Origin of the sequence: Pseudomonas sp. NFX183, from assembly GCF_047943075.1 — a bacterium.
In the GTDB taxonomy this organism is placed as follows: domain Bacteria; phylum Pseudomonadota; class Gammaproteobacteria; order Pseudomonadales; family Pseudomonadaceae; genus Aquipseudomonas.
The window spans coordinates 2,672,070-2,695,094 of record NZ_CP181333.1; the positions used below are offsets into that span (position 1 = coordinate 2,672,070).

At 62.1% G+C, this 23,025-nt stretch carries 18 protein-coding genes; 14 read left to right on the forward strand and 4 right to left on the reverse strand.

From position 1 onward, the window contains the following. Positions 1–56 precede the first annotated feature (56 nt). The 5 genes from ACM530_RS12305 (at position 57) to ACM530_RS12325 (ending at position 6,767) form a co-directional block, all read left to right on the forward strand. The gene (locus ACM530_RS12305; RefSeq protein ID WP_016977793.1) at positions 57–587 is read left to right on the forward strand and encodes a DUF5943 domain-containing protein; all 531 of its coding nucleotides are present in this window, start codon (positions 57–59) and stop codon (positions 585–587) included. A gap of 16 nt (positions 588–603) precedes the next feature. After that, the gene (gene dgcA / locus ACM530_RS12310; protein ID WP_416364858.1) at positions 604–2,664 is read left to right on the forward strand and encodes a dimethylglycine demethylation protein DgcA; all 2,061 of its coding nucleotides are present in this window, start codon (positions 604–606) and stop codon (positions 2,662–2,664) included. Between the two features lie 158 nt (positions 2,665–2,822). Continuing rightward, positions 2,823–4,766 (forward strand): dimethylglycine demethylation protein DgcB, encoded by a 1,944-nt coding sequence (gene dgcB, locus ACM530_RS12315; RefSeq protein ID WP_416364859.1) that lies wholly within the window; start codon positions 2,823–2,825, stop codon positions 4,764–4,766. After that, positions 4,766–5,986, forward strand: a complete 1,221-nt coding sequence (locus ACM530_RS12320; RefSeq protein WP_416364860.1) for an electron transfer flavoprotein subunit alpha/FixB family protein — start codon at positions 4,766–4,768, stop codon at positions 5,984–5,986. The genes dgcB and ACM530_RS12320 overlap by 1 nt, the downstream gene beginning before the upstream one ends. Before the next feature lie 10 nt (positions 5,987–5,996). Next, positions 5,997–6,767 carry an electron transfer flavoprotein subunit beta gene (locus ACM530_RS12325; protein ID WP_242200652.1) on the forward strand — a complete coding sequence of 257 codons (771 nt, stop codon included), beginning with the start codon at positions 5,997–5,999 and terminating at the stop codon, positions 6,765–6,767. 881 nt (positions 6,768–7,648) lie between these two features. On the opposite strand, the gene gbcA is transcribed toward ACM530_RS12325, so the two are convergent. Continuing rightward, the gene (gene gbcA, locus ACM530_RS12330; protein ID WP_416364861.1) at positions 7,649–8,944 is read right to left on the reverse strand and encodes a glycine-betaine demethylase subunit GbcA; all 1,296 of its coding nucleotides are present in this window, start codon (positions 8,942–8,944) and stop codon (positions 7,649–7,651) included. Between the two features lie 283 nt (positions 8,945–9,227). Here gbcA and gbcB point away from each other — a divergent pair, with 283 nt between their 5' ends. Further along, on the forward strand, positions 9,228–10,328 hold the full coding sequence (gbcB, locus tag ACM530_RS12335) for a glycine-betaine demethylase subunit GbcB (protein WP_106575585.1): 1,101 nt from the start codon (positions 9,228–9,230) through the stop codon (positions 10,326–10,328). Between the two features lie 138 nt (positions 10,329–10,466). Here gbcB and ACM530_RS12340 read toward each other — a convergent pair whose 3' ends face one another. Continuing rightward, a complete protein-coding gene (locus tag ACM530_RS12340) occupies positions 10,467–11,507 on the reverse strand; it encodes a threonine aldolase family protein (RefSeq protein WP_106575584.1) in 1,041 nt (346 codons plus the stop codon). 90 nt (positions 11,508–11,597) lie between these two features. On the opposite strand from ACM530_RS12340, the gene ACM530_RS12345 reads away from it, so the two are divergent. The 8 genes from ACM530_RS12345 to fdhA all read left to right on the forward strand — a co-directional run bounded on the left by ACM530_RS12345 (position 11,598) and on the right by fdhA (position 21,426). Beyond that, entirely contained in the window at positions 11,598–12,326 is a 729-nt protein-coding gene (locus tag ACM530_RS12345) for a TraX family protein (RefSeq protein WP_416364862.1), read from the forward strand. A 236-nt stretch (positions 12,327–12,562) separates the two neighbouring features. Then, on the forward strand, positions 12,563–13,816 hold the full coding sequence (glyA, locus tag ACM530_RS12350) for a serine hydroxymethyltransferase (RefSeq protein ID WP_106575582.1): 1,254 nt from the start codon (positions 12,563–12,565) through the stop codon (positions 13,814–13,816). Between the two features lie 22 nt (positions 13,817–13,838). Further along, on the forward strand, positions 13,839–15,089 hold the full coding sequence (locus ACM530_RS12355; protein ID WP_010207084.1) for a sarcosine oxidase subunit beta: 1,251 nt from the start codon (positions 13,839–13,841) through the stop codon (positions 15,087–15,089). A 14-nt stretch (positions 15,090–15,103) separates the two neighbouring features. Continuing rightward, positions 15,104–15,406, forward strand: a complete 303-nt coding sequence (locus ACM530_RS12360) for a sarcosine oxidase subunit delta (protein ID WP_074847785.1) — start codon at positions 15,104–15,106, stop codon at positions 15,404–15,406. After that, on the forward strand, positions 15,403–18,420 hold the full coding sequence (locus ACM530_RS12365; RefSeq protein ID WP_416364863.1) for a sarcosine oxidase subunit alpha: 3,018 nt from the start codon (positions 15,403–15,405) through the stop codon (positions 18,418–18,420). The genes ACM530_RS12360 and ACM530_RS12365 overlap by 4 nt, the downstream gene beginning before the upstream one ends. Before the next feature lie 123 nt (positions 18,421–18,543). Next, positions 18,544–19,176, forward strand: coding sequence for a sarcosine oxidase subunit gamma (locus tag ACM530_RS12370; protein ID WP_262209400.1), 633 nt, complete (start codon positions 18,544–18,546; stop codon positions 19,174–19,176). A 13-nt stretch (positions 19,177–19,189) separates the two neighbouring features. Next, a complete protein-coding gene (gene purU / locus ACM530_RS12375) occupies positions 19,190–20,047 on the forward strand; it encodes a formyltetrahydrofolate deformylase (protein WP_369302002.1) in 858 nt (285 codons plus the stop codon). A gap of 179 nt (positions 20,048–20,226) precedes the next feature. Continuing rightward, positions 20,227–21,426 (forward strand): formaldehyde dehydrogenase, glutathione-independent, encoded by a 1,200-nt coding sequence (gene fdhA / locus ACM530_RS12380; protein ID WP_034116135.1) that lies wholly within the window; start codon positions 20,227–20,229, stop codon positions 21,424–21,426. 207 nt (positions 21,427–21,633) lie between these two features. Here the strand turns inward: fdhA and ACM530_RS12385 are convergent, their stop codons facing one another. Both ACM530_RS12385 and ACM530_RS12390 read right to left on the reverse strand, forming a co-directional pair. Beyond that, positions 21,634–22,311: an anti-sigma factor domain-containing protein gene (locus ACM530_RS12385; RefSeq protein ID WP_416364864.1), complete on the reverse strand. Its 678-nt coding sequence runs from the start codon at positions 22,309–22,311 to the stop codon at positions 21,634–21,636. After that, complete coding sequence (locus tag ACM530_RS12390) at positions 22,308–22,934, reverse strand: sigma-70 family RNA polymerase sigma factor (protein WP_416364865.1); 627 nt, start codon at positions 22,932–22,934, stop codon at positions 22,308–22,310. The genes ACM530_RS12385 and ACM530_RS12390 overlap by 4 nt, the downstream gene beginning before the upstream one ends. Positions 22,935–23,025: the final 91 nt, after the last annotated feature.

Here is a 23,025-nt window from a genome sequence, read left to right on the forward strand (position 1 = left end):
CCCCAGGCCATTCGGTGCCTGGGGCATTCAAACGAATTTTCTGGAGTTAAGTTTCCATGGCCAAGATCGCCCCGCAATTGCCAATCGAAGTCGACAGCGAAACCGGTGTCTGGACCTCCGACGCCCTGCCGATGCTGTACGTGCCGCGCCATTTCTTCGTCAACAACCACATCGGTATCGAGGAAGTGCTGGGCGCAGATGCCTACGCCGAAATCCTCTACAAGGCCGGCTACAAATCCGCCTGGCACTGGTGTGAAAAAGAAGCTGAATGCCACGGCCTGGAAGGCGTCGCGGTGTTCGAGCACTACATGAAGCGCCTGTCGCAACGCGGCTGGGGCCTGTTCAAGATCCAGGACATCGACCTCGACAAAGGCACCGCCAGCGTCAAGCTCGAACACTCGGCATTTGTCTACGTGTACGGCAAGGTCGGGCGCAAGGTCGACTACATGTTCACCGGCTGGTTTGCCGGCGCCATGGACCAGATTCTGCAGGCGCGTGGCAGTCAGATCCGCACCGTGGCCGAGCAAGTGTACGGAGGCTCCGAAGAGGGCCACGACGACGGCCTGTTCACCGTCAAGCCGTTGTAAGTCGAGGAACCGTGCCATGGCTTTCGAAGCAATGTTCGCGCCGATCCAGATCGGCAAACTGACCATCCGCAACCGCGTGCTCAGTACCGCCCACGCCGAGGTGTATGCCACCGACGGCGGCATGACCACCGACCGCTATGTGAAGTATTACGAAGAGAAAGCCAAGGGCGGGATCGGCCTGGCGATCTGCGGCGGTTCTTCCAGTGTGGCCATCGACAGCCCGCAAGGCTGGTGGAAATCGGTGAACCTGGCCGATGACCGGATCATCCCGCACTTCCAGAACCTGGCCGATGCCATGCACAAGCATGGCGCCAAGATCATGATCCAGATTACCCACATGGGCCGTCGCTCGCGCTGGGATGGCGAGCATTGGCCCACATTGCTGTCGCCGTCGGGCATCCGCGAGCCGGTGCACCGCGCCACCTGCAAAACCATCGAGCCGGAAGAAATCTGGCGGGTGATCGGCAACTACGCCAGCGCGGCGGCGCGCGCCAAGGCCGGTGGCCTGGATGGCGTGGAACTGTCGGCGGTTCACCAGCACATGATCGACCAGTTCTGGAGCCCGCGCGTCAACAAGCGCACCGACGAATGGGGCGGCAGCTTTGAAAACCGCATGCGTTTTGGCCTTGAGGTATTGAAGGCTGTGCGGGCTGAGGTCGGCCCGGATTTCTGCGTGGGCATCCGCCTGTGCGGCGATGAATTTCACCCGGACGGCCTGTCCCACGAGGACATGAAACAGATCGCCAAGTATTACGACGACACCGGCATGCTCGACTTTATCGGCGTTGTGGGCTCGGGTTGCGACACCCACAACACCCTGGCCAACGTGATCCCGAACATGAGTTATCCACCGGAGCCGTTTTTGCACCTGGCCGCCGGTATCAAGGAAGTGGTCAAGGCCCCGGTGCTGCACGCGCAGAACATCAAGGACCCGAACCAGGCCACGCGCATTCTGGAAGGCGGCTACGTGGACATGGTTGGCATGACCCGTGCGCACATCGCTGACCCGCACCTGATCGCCAAGATCAAGATGGGCCAGATCGACCAGGTCAAACAGTGCGTCGGCGCCAACTACTGCATCGACCGCCAGTACCAAGGGCTGGATGTGCTGTGCATCCAGAACGCCGCGACCTCGCGTGAATACATGGGCGTGCCGCACATCATCGAGAAGTCCACCGGGCCCAAACGCAAAGTCGTGGTGGTCGGTGCCGGCCCTGCCGGGATGGAAGCCGCACGCGTCGCCGCCGAGCGTGGCCATGACGTGACGTTGTTCGAGAAGAAAGACTTTATCGGCGGGCAAATCACCACCGCTTCCAAAGCACCGCAGCGCGACCAGATTGCCGGTATTACGCGTTGGTTCCAGCTGGAGCTGGCGCGCTTGAACGTCGACCTGCGCCTGGGCGTGGCGTCAAACGCCGATGCGATCCTCGACTTGCGCCCGGACGTGGTGGTGCTGGCCGTCGGCGGGCACCCGTTCCTGGAGCAGAACGAACATTGGGGCGCGGCCGAAGGCCTGGTGGTCAGCAGTTGGGACGTGCTCGACGGCAAAGTTGCGCCGGGCAAGAACGTGCTGGTGTACGACACCATTTGCGAATTCACCGGCATGTCGGTGGCGGACTTCCTGGCCGACAAAGGCAGCCAGGTCGAGATCGTCACCGACGACATCAAGCCGGGCGTGGCCGTGGGCGGTACGTCGTTCCCGACCTACTACCGCAGCATGTACCCGAAAGAAGTGATCATGACCGGCGACATGATGCTGGAAAAGGTCTACCGCGAAGGCGACAAGCTGGTGGCGGTGCTGGAGAACGAATACACCGGCGCCAAGGAAGAACGCGTGGTCGATCAAGTGGTGGTCGAGAACGGCGTGCGTCCGGATGAAGAGATCTACTACGCGCTCAAGCAGGGTTCACGCAACAAAGGCCAGATGGACATCGAAGCGCTGTTCGCGATCCAGCCGCAGCCGTGCCTGAGCGAGCCGGGCGAGGGGTACTTGCTGTTCCGCATCGGTGACTGTGTGGCGCAGCGTAATACCCACGCCGCGATCTATGACGCCCTGCGCCTGTGCAAGGATTTCTGACGAGGTGAACTCGGTCAAAAAGGCGGGAGGGGGCTTGCCCCCGATGGCGGCGGGTCAGGTGATACAGCTGTAGCTGACCCACCGCTTTCGGGGGCAAGCCCCCTCCCACATTCAGGCCAGTTTCACAGTAGATATGTGCGGTTTGTGGGAGCTTCACCATGTTGAACACCTTGCTGCCTGTTCTTTTGTTCGCGGCGCTGGGCCTGGCTTTGCTGGGCGCCCTGCGCCGGGTGAACATGTGGCGCCGCGGCCGCGCCTCCAAGGTCGACCTGCTCGGCGGTCTGCTGGCCATGCCCAAGCGTTACATGGTCGACCTGCACCACGTGGTCGCCCGCGACAAATACATCGCCAACACCCACGTCGCCACCGCCCTGGGCTTTGTGCTGTCGGCGTTGCTGGCGATTCTGGTGCACGGTTTCGGCCTGCATAACCGCATTCTCGGCTACGCCTTGCTGCTGGCCTCGGTGCTGATGTTTGTCGGCGCCACGTTCGTCTACCTGCGCCGTCGCAACCCGCCGTCGCGCCTGTCGAAAGGCCCGTGGATGCGCCTGCCGAAAAGCCTGATGGCGTTCTCGGTGAGCTTCTTCCTGGTGACGTTGCCGGTGGCCGGGATTCTGCCGGCCGACTTCGGCGGCTGGCTGCTGGCGGCATTGCTGAGCCTGGGCGTGCTGTGGGGCGTGTCGGAAATGTTCTTCGGCATGACCTGGGGCGGCCCGATGAAACACGCCTTCGCCGGTGCACTGCACCTGGCCTGGCACCGCCGCGCCGAACGTTTTGGTGGCGGCCGTTCCACCGGCTTGAAGCCGCTGGACTTGAGCGATAAAACCGCGCCGCTGGGCGTGGAAAAACCCAAGGATTTCACCTGGAACCAACTGCTCGGCTTCGATGCCTGCGTGCAGTGCGGCAAGTGTGAAGCCGCCTGCCCGGCGTTCGCCGCCGGCCAGCCGCTGAACCCGAAGAAGTTGATTCAGGACATGGTGGTCGGCCTGGCCGGTGGCACCGATGCCAAGTTCGCCGGCAGCCCGTATCCCGGCAAACCGGTGGGCGAACATGCCGGTAACCCGCACCAGCCGATCGTCAACGGCCTGGTGGATGCCGAAACCCTGTGGTCGTGCACCACCTGCCGCGCCTGCGTGGAAGAGTGCCCGATGATGATCGAGCACGTGGACGCCATCGTCGACATGCGCCGCCACCTCACCCTGGAAAAAGGCGCCACGCCGAACAAGGGCGCCGAAGTCTTGGAAAACCTGATCGCCACCGACAACCCCGGCGGTTTTGCACCGGGCGGCCGCCTGAACTGGGCGGCGGATTTGAACCTGCCGCTGTTCAGTGAAAAAGGCAGCGCCGACGTGTTGTTCTGGGTCGGCGACGGCGCCTTCGACATGCGCAACCAACGCACCCTGCGCGCCTTCGTCAAAGTGCTGAAAGCGGCCAAGGTCGACTTCGCGGTGCTCGGCCTGGAAGAGCGCGACAGCGGCGACGTCGCGCGCCGCCTGGGCGATGAAGCCACCTTCCAGTTGCTGGCTACGCGCAATATCCAGACCCTGGAAAAATACTGCTTCAAGCGCATCGTCACCTGCGACCCGCACAGCTTCCACGTACTCAAAAACGAGTACGGCGCCTTCAACGGTAGCTACCGGGTGCAGCACCACAGCACCTTCATGGCCGAACTGATCGGCGACGGCGCGTTGAACCTGGGCCAGCACAAAGGCGACAGCGTGACCTATCACGACCCTTGTTACCTGGGCCGCTACAACGGCGAATACGAGGCGCCGCGCCAAGTGCTGCGCGCGCTGGGCATCGAGGTCAAGGAGATGCAACGCTCGGGCTTCCGTTCACGCTGCTGCGGTGGCGGTGGCGGTGCGCCGATCACTGACATTCCCGGCAAGCAACGCATTCCCGATATGCGCATGGAAGACATCCGCGAAACCGGCGCCGAGCTGGTGGCTGTGGGTTGCCCGCAGTGCACGGCGATGCTCGAAGGTGTGGTTGAACCGCGCCCGTTGATCAAAGACATCGCCGAGCTGGTGGCTGACGCTTTGCTCGAAGACGCCGCCCCGGCAAAAGCCCCGATTAAGCGTGAACCTGCGGAGGTGCACTGATGAGCGACATTATCCGCCGCGACCCACGGGCCGAATGGATTGCCCGCAACCGCCTGCACCCGCTGCATGCGGCGATGCAGCCGCTGCAACACAGCTGGATGGGACCCAACGGCGTCATCCGCAAGAACATGCATGGGGTCGGTTTTATCGGCCCCAACGGCATCAAACGCATTGACCGCAGCGGTGCCCAGCAGGGCGGCGCGGCCAAGCGCACAGCGGCGGTGCAAGTGCAGTTGCCGCTGCATCAGGTACCGGCGCCGGCGTTTTATATCAGCGTGGTGCCGGACATGGTCGGCGGCCGCCTGAGCAGCCACGACCGCGACGTGCTCGGCATGGCGCGGCAACTCGCCGGCAGCGACGGCGCTGTGCTGGCGGTGGTGTTTGGCGAACACAAGGAAAGTGCCTTTGCCACGGCCGGCGTTGATCGCCTGCTGGTGTTGGAAGGCCACGAATTCGACGGTTATTCACCGGAGCAACGCGTCCAGGGCCTGCGGGCTGTGGATAACCAGTTCAACCCGCGCCACTGGCTGCTGCCGGACAGCCGCAGCGGTGGTGGTGAATTGGGTCGGCGTTTTGCCGCCAGCCTCAAGGAGCGCCCGGCCACGCGGGTCTGGCAGATCAAGGGCGAAGAATGCATCGGCCGCGCGGGTGCGGGCCAGGAAGACTTGGCCCGGCCATTGCCGCGCCTGATCCTGGCGGCCGTGGAGTGCGCCGAACCGGTCAGCGAAACACGTCACGAGGCATTGCCCGTGGAGTTATCCACACCCTTGGCGCGCAGCTTGCCGCGTATCGAAGACCTCGGTGCGGTGGCGGTGGACCCCGGCGCGATTCCCATGGCCGAAGCGGAGTTTATTTTCTCCGGCGGCAATGGCGTGAAGGACTGGGCACTGTTCCACCGGACCGCCGCGGCCCTGGGCGCCACCGAAGGCGCCTCGCGGGTGGCGGTGGACGATGGCTTTATGGCGCGTGATCGCCAGGTCGGCGCCAGTGGCACCTGGGTCACGGCGCGGGTTTACGTGGCCGTGGGCATTTCCGGGGCGATCCAGCACCTGCAAGGCATTGGCGCCTGCGACAAGGTGGTGGCGATCAACCTCGACCCCGGCTGCGACATGATCAAGCGTGCCGACCTGTCGGTGATCGGCGAGAGCGCCGCGATTCTGCAAGCCTTGATCGCTGCGGTCGAGGCCTACCGAAACGGCGCCAAGCGCGATGCGGCTTAAGGACATGACCATGACAACACCTGTAATCAGCTTGGTATCCATCGGCGCCCACCCCACTTCTGGCCGGCCACGCCGCGCGGAGCAGGATGCTCGCGCCGTCGAGTTGGGCCTGCAAATGGCTGGGGATAAGTTGCAGGTGCTGCACGCCGGCAACATTCACGAGCCGACGTTGCGCAGTTACCTGGGCATGGGTTTGCCGCAATTGCATGTGCTTGAGCAGCCGGACGGCGCTGACGCCTTGCCTGCCCTCAGCGATTACCTGCGCGGTGCCGGTGCCCAGGTGGTGCTCACCGGCAGCCAGGCGGAAACCGGCGAGGGCTCGGGCATGTTGCCGTTTCTGCTGGCCGAGCAACTGGGCTGGCCGCTGATTGTCGGCCTGGCGCAGGTGGAGTCCATCGACGGCGGCATCGCCCACGTGCTGCAAGCCTTGCCGCGCGGGCAGCGGCGGCGCTTGAAGGTGCGCCTGCCGTTTCTGGCCACGGTGGATAACGCCGCGCCCAAGCCACGGCAAAGCGCCTACGGCCCTGGGCAGCGCGGAGAATTGGCCGCCCATGAAGTCGAGATTGAACAGGATGAGTTATTCACAGGTGCGGTGCTGCAGCCGGCCAAGCCTCGGCCCAAGCGCCTCAAGGTGATCAAGGCCAAGAGCGGCGCCGACCGCATGAAGGCCGCCACGGCCAAGGCCAGCGGCGGCGGCGGGCAAGTGCTCAAGGGGCTTAGTCCCGAGGCGGGTGCTGAGGCCATTCTCAAGCTGCTGATTGAAGAAGGCGTGGTGCGCTGATGCCCTGTGAGAGCTGGTTTGTGTGGGAGCTGGCTTGCCTGCGATAGCCTCACTTCGGTCTAACTGATAAACCGAGTTGCCTGCATCGCGGGCAAGCCCGGCTCCCACAGAAAAGCCGGCTCCCACATTGATTAGTGGGCTTACCCACAATCCCTGTTGACCCGTCTGTGGATAACCTGTTCGCGGTTGTCCACAACCCCGGTAAATCAAGCCCTGTAGCCCCCTGTACGAAAAACAACCAGGCTAACCAGCGGTTTTTCCTGGGGTTTTTCTATGAATAACTTCTTTCGCCGGTACCGACTTGCCCCCAAAGTCTGTTGGCGCTTCTGTGGATAAGATGTTCGCTACCGGCTGCAGGCCACGTAGATAAAGGCTTTCATTGATGCGATCAAAATTTGATCAATTCGCGCTATTTGCTCAATCAAAACCTTGAAACCCGCGATTTATGAAGGGTTGACGCGGTTTTCCACAGCATCGGTAAAGTTGCCCCCAAAGTCTGTTGGTGCTTCTGTGGATAAGGTGTTCGCGTACTGCCACAGGCCACGTATTTAGCGGCTATCAGAGAGTTGATCAATAAGTGATCAAACGATTACGAAAGCGCACGGCTGGAATAAGTCACGGATTTTCTTCATTTATTTTCAGAAGACCGCGCACTTGCCCACAATTGCTGTGGGTGGCTTTGTGGATAAGTTGTTGGGCGAAGGCTGGAGGGCAAGGCGGGAAAGGGTTGCAAGGGAGTTGATCAATTCTTGAGCAGTGTGGAAACCTGATGTGGGAGCGGGCTTGCTCGCGAAGGCGGTGTGTCAGTCACCCGATGGGCTGGCTGATCCACTGCATTCGCGGGCAAGCCCGCTCCCACATTTTGATCGGTCGCGTGTCAGTTACTCGTGTGCGGCCACGCCCTTGAGGTATGGCGCCGGCGCAGCGCCCAGGTTGCTCAGCAAGCGCTCGCTGTACCAATCCACAAAATTCACCACACCAAACTCATACGTCTTGGAGTAAGGCCCTGGCTGATAGGCGGTGGAGTTGATCCCGCGCTGGTTTTCTTCGGCCAGGCGACGGTCCTGATCGTTGGTGGCGTCCCACACTTTGCGCATGCGCTCCACGTCGTAGTCCACGCCTTCGACGGCGTCCTTGTGCACGATCCACTTGGTGGTGACCATGGTTTCCTGAGCGCTGATCGGCCACACGGTGAACACGATGATGTGATCGCCCATGCAGTGGTTCCACGAGTGCGGCAGGTGCAGGATGCGCATCGAGCCCAGGTCCGGGTTCTTGATGCGGCCCATCAGCTTGTTGCAGCCTTGCTTGCCGTCCAGGGTCATCGACACGGTGCCCTTGAGCAGTGGCATGCGCACGATGCGGTTACGCAGGCCGAAGCTGGCGTGGGCGTAAGGGATCTTCTCGGCACCCCAGGCGGCGGCGGAAGCGGCGACGTGGTCCTTGAAGGCCTGGTCGGCGCGCGGGTCAGTGACGTCGTCCCATTCCAGCAGGGTTTTCAACAATTCCGGGTGCGAGGCGTTGCAGTGGTAGCACTCGCGATTATTTTCCAGCACCAGCTTCCAGTTGGCCTTTTCGAACAAGGTGGTCTGGATCGCCACCTTGGTGTTTTCCATGTCGTAGGGTTCCATGTAGTGGTTCAACGTCGACAGGAAGTCATCGATGGCCGGCGGGTTCTCGGCCAGGCTGATGAAGATGTAGCCGCCGGCGGTCTTCACGTTCACGGGTTTCAAGCCGTACTGCTTCATGTCGAAGTCGGCGCCCATCTCGGTGCCGGCGAACAGCAGGCGGCCGTCCAGCTCGTAGGTCCACTGGTGGTAATGGCACACCAGTTTGGCAACCTTGCCCTTGTCGCTGGTGCACAAGCGCGACCCACGGTGGCGGCACACGTTGTGAAAGGCATGCACCACGCCTTCGGCGCCACGGATTACGATGATCGGGTTCTTGCCCACTTGCAGGGTCAGGTAATTGCCTTTGGTGGGGATCTCGCAGGTCATGCCGGCGATCAACCACTCTTTCTGGAAGATCTCCTGCATGTCGATATCAAACAGCCGCTCGTCAGAGTAAAACGGCTGCGGCAGCGAAAAAGTGCGCTCGCGCTCTTGCAGCATTTGCGCGGTGGCCTTGCGTGCGGGTTCCAGCGGATCGCCCAAGCTTAAGGTTGCGGTGACGTCCATCGTGTGTGTCCTCAGGGCCATTCTGTGTGGCCGGCGAATAGTGGCTGATCAGGTTTTGCAGCAAGGCGTAAAGAAAGCGTCGTTGTTGGGAGCGAGTGTGGGCCCGGCAAAGGCCAGAACCTTGTCCATTAGCGACATGGCCCACTCTGATCCCGACGCGCAACCCCCGTGGTATGGGGGCTGGTCGCGATAAGTATGTGAATGTCGCAGATAGGTAAATGGACGTTTCTCGCGTTACGCAGAATCGCCACCATCAGGCCGATATACGGCTGCGGAGAACAGCATGTCCAACAGCTTCCTGAATCCGGTCACCACCCAGACCTGGGCCAATGGTCGGCACATTGTCCGTTGCGTCAAAGTCATCCAGGAAACCTGGGACGTGCGCACCTTCTGCTTCATGGCCGACCAGCCGATCCTGTTCTTTTTCAAGCCGGGGCAGTTCGTCACCCTGGAGCTGGAAATCGACGGCCAGCCGATCATGCGCTCCTACACCATTTCCAGTTCACCGTCGGTGCCGTACAGCTTTTCGGTGACGATCAAACGCGTGCCGGGCGGCAAGGTTTCCAACTGGCTGCACGACACACTGCATGAAGGCCAGGAGTTGGCGGTGCACGGGCCGGTGGGGCTGTTCAATGCCATCGATTTCAGCAACCCCAAGGTTCTCTACCTCAGCGGCGGTGTCGGCATCACGCCGGTGATGTCCATGGCGCGGTGGTATTACGACACCAACGCCAATGTCGACATGACCTTTATCCACAGCGCGCGCTCACCCAAAGACATCATTTACCACCGCGAGCTGGAACACATGGCGTCGCGGATCGACAACTTCAGCCTGCACCTGATCTGTGAAAAACACGGCCTGGGCGAGCCCTGGGCCGGTTATCGCGGCTACCTGAACCACAAGATGCTCGAACTGATGGTGCCGGACTTCCTTGAGCGCGAAGTGTTCTGCTGTGGCCCTACGCCGTACATGAACGCGGTGAAGCGCCTGCTGGAAGTGGCGGGCTTTGATATGACGCGCTACCACGAAGAGTCCTTTGGCGCGACACCGCCGGAAGCGCGTGCCGACGCGGTGGAGCAAGCCGAACAGGCGGCCGACGCACCGGAAATCGACTTGGCCGACCTGCATCAGGTGGAATTCATTGCGTCGGGCAAGAGCATTCGTGTGGCGCCGGGCGAAACCGTCCACGCCGCTGCGGCCAAGCTTGGCCTGCTGATTCCCAAAGCCTGCGGCATGGGCATCTGCGGCACCTGCAAGGTGATGAAGCTGGGCGGGGAGGTCGAGATGGACCACAACGGCGGGATTACCGAAGAAGACGAGGCCGAAGGCTACATCCTGTCGTGCTGCAGTGTGCCGAAGGGTGATGTGCGGATCGAGTTCTGATAGGCCAAACCCTCAAACGGGCAGGGTCAAATGTGGGAGGGGGCTTGCCCCCGATGGCAGTGGAACAGTCACTGATGCATTGACTGAAAGACTGCTATCGGGGGCTTGCCCCCTCTCACATTTTGTTCAGTGGTGAATTCAGGCGCCCATCACTTCGCGGATGTCTGCCGCCAATTCGCGCACGCGCTCTTCTTCGGTATCCCACGCACACATGAACCGCGCGCCGCCTTTGCCGATGAAGGTGTAAAAGCGCCAGCCCTTGGCCGTCAAGGCCTCGATGGCCGCTTCCGAGAGTTGCAGGAACACGCCGTTGGCTTGCACCGGGAACATCAATTCCACACCAGGAATGTCTGCCACCAGGCTGCTCAGCAATTGCGCGCAGTGGTTGGCGTGGCGTGCGTGTTTGAGCCAGGCGTCGTTTTCCAGCAGGCCCACCCACGGCGCCGAGAGAAAGCGCATCTTTGATGCAAGCTGACCGGCCTGTTTGCAGCGGTAATCGAAGTCTTCGGCCAGCTTGTGGTTGAAGAACAGGATGGCTTCACCCACCGCCATGCCGTTTTTCGTGCCGCCGAAGCACAATACGTCCACGCCGGCTTTCCAGGTCAAGTCGGCCGGGGAACAGCCGAGGAACGCGCAGGCGTTGGAGAAGCGTGCGCCGTCCATGTGCAGGTTCAGGCCCAGTTCTTTGCAGGTGGCACTGATCGCACGGATTTCTTGCGGGGTGTACACGCTGCCGACTTCGGTGGCTTGGGTCAGGGTGACCACGCGTGGTTTGGGGTAATGAATGTCCTGGCGCTTGAGCGCGATCTCGCGGATCGATTCCGGGGTCAGCTTGCCGTTTTCGGTGCGGGCGGTGAGCAGCTTGGAGCCGTTGGAGAAAAACTCCGGCGCGCCGCATTCGTCGGTTTCGACGTGGGCGGTTTCCGAGCAAATCACGCTATGGTAGCTCTGGCACAGCGAGGACAGCGCCAGCGAGTTGGCGGCGGTGCCGTTGAAGGCGAAGAAGACTTCGCAGTCGGTTTCGAACAGATTGCGGAAACCGTCGGCGGCGCGGTGGGTCCATTCATCATCGCCGTAGGCGCGTTGATGGCCCTGGTTGGCGAGTTCCATGGCGGCCCAGGCTTCCGGGCAAATGCCGGAATAGTTGTCGCTGGCGAATTGTTGGCTCTTGTCGGTCATGGCCCATTCCTGTGGTCGATGTTGGTGCGCACTGTAACCAAGAATGTTGGGCGGGCGCACGCACTGTAAATGCAAAGTCACTGGGGAATTATGCACGGTACTGAAACGATTCCTGCCAAGCAGGCGCGCGATGGCGCCTTGGACCTGCTCAAGTGGCTGGCGCTGCTGAGCATGGTCCTGGATCACCTGCGCTATGTGGGTTGGAGCCTGGATGGCCTGTACGTGCCGGGGCGCCTCGCATTCCCGTGGTTTTGCCTGGCGATTGCGGCGAACCTGCACCGGGTCAAAGATGCGCCGGTAACGGGCCAATGGCGGTACCTGGGCTGGCTGCTGCTGTTCAGTGTGATCAGCGAAGTGCCGTACCGACTGTTTATCGACGATGCCGATACCTTGAACGTGCTGCCGACCCTGGCGCTGGGCCTGCTGGTTGCCCGAGGATGGCAGCAGAAGGCGCTTTTTGATCGAGCATTGGCGCTGATCGCCCTCGCTTTGGCCGCGGTGTTTTCCACGCAGTTGATGTTCGGTTTTTTCGGTGTCTTGCTGCCGCTGGCGATGCTGATGGTGTTTCGTCGACCTTGGTATTTCAGCGCGTTGCCAGGGTTGGTCTGTGTGGCCGCCAATCAATGGCAGATTTTGCTCAACAGCGGCACGCCCGTGGCGCTTTTGGGATTGGCCGCTTGCCTGATCGCGCCGTTGGCCGGTTTGGTCTTGTTGCGACAGGCCAAAAACGTCTCGCCTCCGGCCATGCGCCGTTGGGCGTATGCCCTGTATCCACTGCATTTCCTGATGTTGCTACTTGTGCGCAAGATCATCGCCTAACCCGTGTGGGAGGGGGCTTGCCCCCGATGGCAGTGTGTCTGCCGACACATGTGCAAGCTGATCCACCGCTATCGGGGGCAAGCCCCCTCCCACATTTGTTCTGCGTTGTTGCCGCTATGTCGTAAACGCACCTTTGCGTGGCGTCCGTAGGCATTTGACCTGTCTGCGCCAGCCCTACCATCGCATCAAAGGGCCCTGCACGGGCCTCAACAATACGAAAGGCTGGGAGAGACGCGATGTTCAGCAAAAAAGACCAGATCCAGGGATATGACGACGCCTTGCTGGCGGCGATGAATGCCGAGGAGCAGCGTCAGGAAGATCATATCGAGCTGATCGCGTCAGAGAACTACACCAGCAAACGCGTGATGGAAGCTCAGGGCAGCGGCCTCACCAACAAATACGCCGAAGGCTACCCCGGCAAGCGCTACTACGGCGGCTGCGAGCATGTGGATAAGGTTGAAGCCCTGGCCATCGAGCGCGCCAAGCAGCTGTTCGGCGCCGATTACGCCAACGTGCAGCCGCACTCCGGCTCGTCCGCCAACAGCGCGGTGTACCTGGCGCTGCTGAACGCCGGCGACACCATCCTCGGCATGAGCCTGGCCCATGGCGGTCACTTGACCCACGGCGCCAAAGTGTCGTCCTCGGGCAAGCTGTACAACGCGGTGCAATATGGCATCAACACCGACACCGGCCTGATCGACTACGACGAAGTCGAGCGCCTGGCGGTGGAGCACAAGCCGAAGATGGTGGTGGCGGGTTTCTCTGCCTATTCCAAGACTTTGGATTTCCCACGTTTCCGCGCGATTGCCGACAAGGTTGGCGCGCTGCTGTTTGTCGACATGGCCCACGTCGCCGGCCTGGTGGCTGCTGGTTTGTACCCGAACCCGCTGCCGTATGCCGACGTGGTTACCACCACTACCCACAAGACCCTGCGCGGTCCGCGTGGCGGTTTGATCCTGGCCAAGGCCAATGAAGAAATCGAGAAAAAACTCAACGCCGCCGTCTTCCCCGGTGCCCAGGGTGGCCCGCTGATGCATGTGATCGCCGGCAAGGCGGTGTGCTTCAAGGAAGCGGCGGAGCCTGGCTTCAAGGTCTACCAGCAACAAGTGATCGAAAACGCCCAGGCCATGGCCAGTGTGTTTATCAAGCGCGGCTACGACGTGGTGTCCGGCGGCACCGACAACCACCTGTTCCTGGTCAGCCTGATCCGTCAGGGCCTCACCGGCAAAGAGGCGGACGCCGCCCTTGGCCGCGCCCACATCACGGTCAACAAGAACGCCGTGCCGAATGACCCGCAGTCGCCGTTCGTGACCTCGGGCCTGCGCATCGGCACCCCGGCGGTGACCACGCGTGGCTTCAAAGTGCCGCAATGCATCGAGCTTGCCGGCTGGATCTGCGACATCCTCGACAACCTCGGCGACGCCGACGTCGAGGCCAACGTGGCCAAGCACGTGTCTGCCCTGTGCGCTGATTTCCCGGTTTATCGCTGAGCGCGGTTTTGGAGTAATGACTATGCAACGCTACTCGGGCTTCGGCCTCTTCAAACACTCACTCAGCCACCACGAAAACTGGCAGAAGATGTGGCGCACGCCCACGCCGAAAAAGGTCTACGACGTGGTCATCGTCGGCGGTGGCGGGCATGGTCTGGCGACCGCCTACTACCTGGCCAAAGAACACGGCATCACCAATGTGGCCGTGGTCGAGAAAGGCTGGCTGGGCGGCGGTAACACCGCGCGCAACACCACCATCGTGCGTTCCAACTACCTGTGGGACGAGTCGGCGCACCTGTACGAACACGCGATGAAACTGTGGGAAGGCCTGTCTCAGGACCTGAACTACAACGTGATGTTCTCCCAGCGTGGCGTCTACAACCTGTGCCACACCCTGCAAGACATCCGTGACTCCGAGCGCCGCGTCAGCGCCAACCGCCTCAACGGCGTGGACGGCGAACTGCTCAACGCCAAACAAGTCGCCGACGAGATCCCGTACCTCGACTGCTCGAAAAACACCCGCTACCCGGTACTCGGTGCCACCGTGCAACGGCGCGGCGGCGTGGCCCGTCACGATGCCGTGGCCTGGGGCTTTGCCCGCGCGGCGGACGCACTCGGTGTGGACTTGATCCAGCAGACCGAAGTGATCGGCTTTCGCAAAGAAAACGGCGTGTGCATCGGCGTGGAAACCAACAAGGGTTTTATCGGCGCCAAGCGCGTCGGTGTGGTGACGGCCGGTAACTCCGGGCACATGGCTTCGTTGGCGGGTTTTCGCCTGCCGATCGAATCCCACCCGCTGCAAGCGCTCGTTTCCGAGCCGATCAAGCCGATTATCGACAGCGTGATCATGTCCAACGCCGTGCACGGTTACATCAGCCAGTCCGACAAGGGCGACCTGGTGATCGGCGCCGGTATCGACGGCTACAACGGCTACGGCCAGCGTGGCTCGTACCCGGTGATCGAACACACCATCCAGGCCATCGTCGAGATGTTCCCGGTGCTGTCGCGCGTGCGCATGAACCGTCAGTGGGGCGGCATCGTCGACACCACGCCGGACGCCTGCCCGATCATCTCCAAGACGCCGGTGCCGAACATGTTCTTCAACTGCGGTTGGGGCACCGGTGGCTTCAAGGCCACGCCGGGCTCAGGCAACGTGTTTGCCGCAAGCCTGGCCAAGGGTGAAATGCACCCGCTGGCCGCGCCTTTCTCCATCGACCGTTTCCACAACGGTGCGTTGATCGACGAACACGGCGCTGCGGCCGTCGCCCACTAACAGGAGAAATTCCTATGTTGCATATCTTCTGTCCTCACTGTGGCGAACTGCGCTCCGAAGAGGAATTCCACGCATCCGGCCAAGCGCATATCCCGCGCCCGCTGGACCCCAACGCCTGCACCGATGAGCAGTGGGGCGACTACATGTTCTTCCGCGATAACCCGCGTGGCCTGCACCACGAGCTGTGGATTCACGCCGCCGGTTGCCGCCAGTATTTCAACGCCACGCGCGACACCGTGACCTACGAAATTCTTGAAACCTACAAGATAGGCACCCAGCCGCAATTCACCGCCAAGGCTTCTGGAGAGAAGGTATGAGCCAGATCAATCGCCTGTCCAACGGTGGTCGCATCGACCGTAATAAAGTCCTGACGTTTACCTTCAACGGCCAGAGCTACAAAGGTTTTGAGGGCGACACGTTGGCCGCCGCCTTGCTGGCCAATGGCGTCGACATCATCGGCCGCAGCTTCAAGTACTCGCGCCCGCGCGGCATCTTTGCCGCCGGCGCCGAAGAGCCGAACGCGGTGCTGCAGATCGGCGCCACCGAAGCCACGCAAATCCCTAACGTGCGCGCCACGCAACAGGCGCTGTACCAAGGCCTGGTCGCCACCAGCACCAACGGCTGGCCGAGCGTGAACAACGACATGATGGGCATTCTCGGCAAGGTCGGCGGCAAGCTGATGCCGCCGGGTTTCTACTACAAAACCTTCATGTACCCGCAATCGTTCTGGATGACCTACGAGAAGTACATCCGCAAGGCCGCAGGTCTTGGTCGCTCGCCGACCGAGAACGACCCGGACACCTACGACAACTTCAACCGTCACTGCGACGTGTTGGTGGTTGGCGCCGGCCCTGCTGGCCTGGCCGCCGCACTGGCTGCCGCGCGCAGCGGTGCCCGTGTGATCCTCGCCGATGAGCAGGAAGAATTCGGCGGCTCGCTGCTGGATTCCCGTGAAAGCCTCGACGGCAAACCCGCCACCGAATGGGTTGCCAGCGTGATCGCTGAACTCAAAGCCCTGCCGGACGTGGTGCTGCTGCCTCGCGCCACCGTCAACGGTTACCACGACCACAACTTCCTGACCATTCACGAACGCCTCACCGATCACCTCGGTGACCGTGCGCCGATTGGCGTGGTGCGTCAGCGCATCCACCGTGTGCGTGCCAAGCGTGTGGTGCTGGCAACCGGTGCCTGCGAGCGCCCTTTGGTGTACGGCAACAACGACGTGCCGGGCAACATGCTCGCTGGCGCGGTCTCGACTTACGTGCGCCGTTACGGCGTGGCTCCGGGCAAAAAACTGGTGCTGTCGACCAACAACGACCACGCCTACCGCGTAGCGCTGGACTGGTTCGACGCCGGCCTCACCGTCGTGGCTGTGGCCGATGCGCGCCACAACCCTCGCGGTGCGCTGGTGGAAGAAGCCCGCGCCAAAGGCATTCGCATCCTCACCGGCAGCGCCGTGATCGAAGCGCGTGGCAGCAAGCACGTGACCGGCGCCCGCGTGGCGGCCATCGACGTCAAAGCGCACAAAGTCACCAGCCCCGGCGAGTGGCTGGAGTGCGACCTGGTCGCCAGCTCCGGCGGTTACAGCCCGGTGGTGCACTTGGCTTCGCACTTGGGCGGCAAGCCGACCTGGCGTGAAGACATTCTCGGTTTCGTACCGGGCGAAGCGCCGCAAAAACGCGTGTGCGTCGGTGGCATCAATGGCGTCTACGGCCTTGGCGATTCCCTGGCCGACGGTTTTGAAGGCGGCGTGCGCGCGGCCAGCGAAGCCGGTTTTTCGCCGGTGGAAGGCACGCTGCCCAAAGCCTTGAGCCGTCTGGAAGAGCCGACGCTGGCACTGTTCCAGGTGCCTCACGAGAAAGCCACTGCACGGGCGCCGAAGCAATTTGTCGACCTGCAAAACGACGTGACCGCCGCCGCCATCGAACTGGCGACCCGCGAAGGGTTCGAGTCGGTCGAGCACGTCAAACGCTACACCGCGCTGGGCTTCGGCACCGACCAGGGCAAGTTGGGTAACGTTAACGGCCTGGCGATTGCGGCCCGTTCGCTGAACGTGACCATCCCGCAGATGGGCACCACCATGTTCCGCCCCAACTACACGCCGGTCACCTTCGGCGCCGTTGCGGGCCGCCACTGTGGGCACATCTTCGAGCCGGTGCGTTACACCGCGCTGCAGGCCTGGCACGTGAAAAACGGCGCCGAGTTTGAAGACGTCGGCCAGTGGAAACGCCCGTGGTACTTCCCGCGCAATGGCGAAGACCTGCACGCCGCCGTCAAACGCGAATGCCTGGCCGTGCGCGACAGCGTCGGCCTGCTGGATGCGTCCACCCTGGGCAAGATCGACATTCAAGGCCCGGACGCCCGCGAGTTTCTCAACCGCATCTACAGCAACGCCTGGACCAAGCTCGACGTGGGCAAGGCGCGCTACGGCCTGATGTGCAAGGAAGACGGCATGGTTTTCGACGACGGCGTGACTGCCTGCCTCGCCGACAACCACTTCCTGATGACCACCACCACCGGCGGCGCCGCTCGCGTATTGCAGTGGCTGGAAATCTACCAACAGACCGAGTGGCCGGACCTCAAGGTGTACTTCACCTCGGTCACCGACCATTGGGCGACCATGACCCTGTCCGGCCCCAACAGCCGCAAGCTGCTGAGTGAGGTCACCGACATCGACCTGGACAAGGACGGCTTCCCGTTCATGACCTGGAAAGAAGGCCTGGTCGGCGGCGTGCCGGCGCGGGTGTTCCGTATCTCATTTACCGGTGAGCTGTCGTTTGAGGTCAACGTGCAGGCCGACTACGCCATGGGCGTGCTCGAGCAGATCGTCGAGGCCGGCAAGAAGTACAACCTGACGCCGTACGGCACCGAGACCATGCACGTGCTGCGGGCCGAAAAGGGCTTCATCATCGTCGGCCAGGACACCGACGGCTCGATGACCCCGGACGACCTGAACATGGGCTGGTGCGTAGGCCGTACCAAACCGTTCTCGTGGATCGGCTGGCGCGGGATGAACCGTGAAGACTGCGTGCGTGAAGAGCGCAAGCAACTGGTGGGCTTGAAGCCGATTGATCCGACCGTGTGGCTGCCGGAAGGCGCGCAGCTGGTGTTCGATCCGAAGCAGACGATCCCGATGAAGATGGTCGGTCACGTCACCTCAAGCTATGCGCATAACTCGCTGGGTTACTCGTTTGCGATGGCGGTGGTGAAGGGCGGTTTGAAGCGCATCGGCGAGCGGGTGTTCTCACCGCAGGCCGATGGCAGCGTGATCGAGGCGGAGATTGTGTCCTCGGTGTTCTTTGACCCGAAAGGTGAGCGGCAGAACATCTGATAGACCGAGGCGCCTGTATCGGGGGCAAGCCCCCTCCCACATGTTGAAATGCATTCCCCTGTGGGAGGGGGCTTGCCCCCGATGAGGCCATTAGCCGCACAACAGAATTCAGATAGGTGCTTTATGACAGCAGCCAATGTTTACCAACAACGCCCCACCACCGGTGCCAAGGCCGAGTCGTCGCTGCACCATGCCGACCTCGCCAGCCTGGTCGGCAAGGGCCGCAAGAATGCCGGCGTGACCGTACGTGAAAAGAAACTGCTCGGCCACCTGACCCTTCGTGGCGATGGCCACGATGCGGCCTTCGCTGCCGGCGTGCACAAAGCCCTCGGCATCGAACTGCCTGGCGCCCTGCAAGTCATCATCAACGGCGAAACCAGCCTGCAATGGCTCGGCCCGGATGAGTGGCTGCTGGTGGTGCCAAGCGGTGAAGAATTCGCCGCCGAGCAAAACCTGCGCGCCGCCTTGGGCGACCTGCACATCCAGGTCGTCAACGTCAGCGGCGGCCAGCAAATCCTCGAACTCAGCGGCCCGAATGTGCGCGACGTGCTGATGAAGTCCACCAGTTACGACGTGCACCCCAACAATTTCCCGGTGGGCAAGGCGGTGGGCACGGTGTTCGCCAAGTCGCAACTGGTGATCCGCCACACGGCCGAAGACACCTGGGAACTGGTGATTCGTCGCAGCTTCTCGGACTACTGGTGGTTGTGGCTGCAGGATGCGTCCGCCGAATTCGGCCTGAGTGTTCAAGCCTGAGGAGTTACACACGATGAGCCGCGCACCTGATACATGGATTTTGACTGCCGACTGCCCCAGCGTGCTCGGCACGGTGGACGCGGTCACCCGCTACCTGTTCGAACAGGGCTGCTACGTCACCGAGCACCATTCGTTCGATGACCGCCTCTCGGGCCGGTTTTTTATTCGTGTGGAATTCCGCCAGCCCGACGGTTTTGACGAGCAAGCCTTCCGCGACGGCCTGGCCACGCGCGGTGAAGCCTTTGGCATGATCTTCGAGCTGACGGCGCCTAACTACCGGCCAAAAGTGGTGATCATGGTTTCCAAGGCCGATCACTGCCTCAACGACCTGTTGTACCGCCAGCGCATCGGCCAATTGTCGATGGACGTGGTCGCGGTGGTGTCCAATCACCCTGATCTCAAGCCATTGGCTGACTGGCACCAGATTCCCTACTACCATTTCCCCCTCGATTCCAACGACAAACCGTCCCAGGAGCGTCAGGTGTGGCAAGTGATTGAAGAGACCGGCGCCGAACTGGTGATTCTTGCGCGCTACATGCAAGTGCTGTCGCCGGAGCTGTGCCGCAAGCTGGATGGCAAGGCCATCAACATTCATCACTCGTTGCTGCCGGGGTTCAAGGGCGCCAAGCCGTATCACCAGGCCTACAACAAGGGCGTGAAGCTGGTCGGCGCTACCGCGCATTACATCAACAATGACCTGGACGAGGGCCCGATCATTGCCCAAGGCGTGGAGGTGGTGGACCACAGCCACTATCCCGAGGATTTGATTGCCAAGGGGCGGGATATCGAAGGGCTGACATTGGCCCGGGCGGTGGGGTATCACATTGAGCGACGGGTGTTCTTGAATGCCAATAGAACGGTGGTGCTCTGACTGAAGCCATCGGGGGCAAGCCCCCTCCCACATGGTGAAATGCATTCCCCTGTGGGAGGGGGCTTGCCCCCGATGAGGCCCTCACAAACAACGCAAAAACAGCATCTGTAACCCGAGCACTTAAACGCGCTGCCTGCCTGGGCAACGCGGTTCCATAAAAACAACAGCGAGGTGAAAGCATGTCTGGTAATCGTGGTGTCGTGTATCTCGGCAACGGCAAGGTCGAAGTACAGAAAATCGACTATCCCAAAATGCAGGACCCCCGTGGCAGGAAGATTGAGCACGGCGTCATCCTGCGCGTGGTCTCCACCAACATCTGCGGCTCCGACCAACACATGGTGCGCGGCCGTACCACCGCCCAGACCGGCCTGGTCCTGGGGCATGAAATCACCGGCGAAGTGATCGAAAAGGGCAGCGACGTCGAAAACCTGAAAATCGGCGACCTGGTCTCGGTGCCGTTCAACGTCGCGTGCGGCCGCTGCCGCTCCTGCAAGGAACAACACACCGGCGTGTGCCTGACCGTTAACCCGGCCCGCGCCGGTGGCGCCTATGGCTACGTCGATATGGGCGACTGGACCGGCGGCCAGGCCGAATACGTGCTGGTGCCGTACGCCGACTTCAACCTGCTGAAACTGCCGGACCGCGACAAGGCCATGGAGAAAATCCGCGACCTGACCTGCCTCTCCGACATCCTGCCCACCGGCTACCACGGCGCCGTCACCGCCGGCGTCGGCCCGGGCAGCACGGTGTATATCGCCGGCGCCGGCCCGGTTGGCCTGGCCGCAGCCGCTTCGGCACGGTTGCTGGGCGCCGCTGTGGTGATCATCGGCGACGTCAACCCGATCCGCCTGGCCCATGCCAAGGCCCAGGGTTTTGAAATTGCCGACCTGTCCAAAGACACGCCTCTGCACGAACAGATCGCCGCATTGTTGGGCGAGCCGGAAGTTGACTGCGCCGTCGATGCCGTAGGCTTCGAAGCCCGTGGCCACGGCCATGAAGGCGCCAAGGCAGAAGCGCCGGCCACCGTGCTCAACTCGCTGATGGGCGTGGTCCGCGTGGCGGGCAAAATCGGTATTCCTGGCCTGTACGTCACCGAAGACCCAGGCGCTGTCGACGCCGCCGCGAAGATGGGCAGCCTGAGCATTCGCTTCGGTTTGGGCTGGGCTAAATCCCACAGCTTCCACACCGGCCAAACCCCGGTGATGAAGTACAACCGCCAGCTGATGCAGGCGATCATGTGGGACCGTATCAACATTGCCGAAATCGTTGGCGTGCAGGTCATCAGCCTGGATGACGCGCCGCGTGGGTACGGCGAGTTCGATGCGGGTGTGCCGAAGAAGTTTGTGATCGACCCGCATAAGTTGTTCAGTGCGGCGTAAGGCTTAGGCCAAACAAAAGGGCGACCCATGGGTCGCCCTTTTTGCGTCGAGTGCTTAGGCCTGCAAGCGCCGTGAGCAAGTCGCCTGGCCGACGAAGATTAAAATGTGGGAGCGGGCTTGCCTGCGATGGCGGCGGGCCAGTTGACCTATCCTTGGCTGACCCACCGCTATCGCGGGCAAGCCCGCTCCCACAGGGGGTGAGTGGTGTCAGCGGGAAGCCAGTGCGCCTTGGTACAGCACCGGTCCGGTTGGTTGGCCCGTTGGCGAACCGCCTTGTGGTTCCAGGCTGACCGCGAGGGTCACGGGTGCCGTCAGCAGTGCCTGTTGTTCCTTGCTCAACTGGATTCGGCCCTTGCCGGCACTAGGCACCAAGCCCAGGGAAATCGGCTTTCCGCCAGCCGGGATGACCCACAGTTCCAAAGCGCGCGTCGGCTCTACAGCCGCCAACGTCAACGGCTCCACTTGCAGGTGATCGCCAAATGCCTGGATCTGCAGCGCCGGTTGCTGGTTGGCCGCGACCAGCGTGGCTTTGTACTCGGCGCCGATATCACGCTGATAAAGCACGCCGACCAACACGGCGACGACGACCGCGCACGCAGCCGCCAGCAGACGGAAGTTCATCCAGAACGGCTTCTTCGCTGGCACATGCAGCACTTGCGGCTCGATCCGTGCCTTGATGCCTGCCCACACATGATTCGGCACCGGCCGCTCGGGCAACGCGCCGGTCAGGCTGGCAAGCGCATCCTGCCAGTGGCCGAGTTCGACGCGCAGCGCGGCGTCTTCCAGTAACAGGGCGTCGAAGCGCCGACGGGCGGTAGCCGGCATCAGGCCGATCGCGTAGTCGGCGGCGAGGGCGCGGCGCAGGGCGGTGGTTTGGTAGTTCATGATTCAAGGCACCTGCGCAGGCGCTCCATGCCACGGCGAATCCAGGATTTGACCGAGCCCAGGGGCGCCGCCAAGTGGTCGGCCAGTTCCGAGCACGACAGGCCCTGGAAGTAAGCCACGGTGATCGATTGGCGCTGCATGCCATCGAGCGTGTCGAGGCAGCGGTTCAGGGCGCGGGCCTCGCGCTCGCTGTCGAGTTGCTCGTGGGCGCTGGGGCTGTCGTCAAGCATTGCGTCCTGCTGGCCGTCGGCCAAGGGCTGTTCACGGTGCTTGCGCAACTGGTCGATGGCCAGGTTACGGGTGATATTCACCATCCAGGTCATCGGCGCCGCCAAGTGTGCCTCGTAGCGCGAAGCGTTGTACCAGATGCGCACAAAGGCTTCCTGGAGCACTTCTTCAGCCAGGTCCTTGCGCCCCATGAACCGGAATGCAACACCGTGCAGGCGTGGCGAGACACTGCGGTAGAGGGTCTCGAACGCCTGGCGGTTGCCCAGGGCGCACTGCGCCAGCAGGGGCTGCAACGGGTCAGCATCGTTGGTGGAAATAGGGCTTCTCCAGGCTCTCGAACGAGGGCGACGGGACTGCGCACGGTAGGCAGAGGGTAGTCCAGCTTGAGCATTCATTCCATCCGACTCCGAGCGGTGCATGCTGGGTATACGCGCGGTAGGGTGATTTGGATGCAGCTTTTTCTGAACTAATCTTCAGGTGGGAACA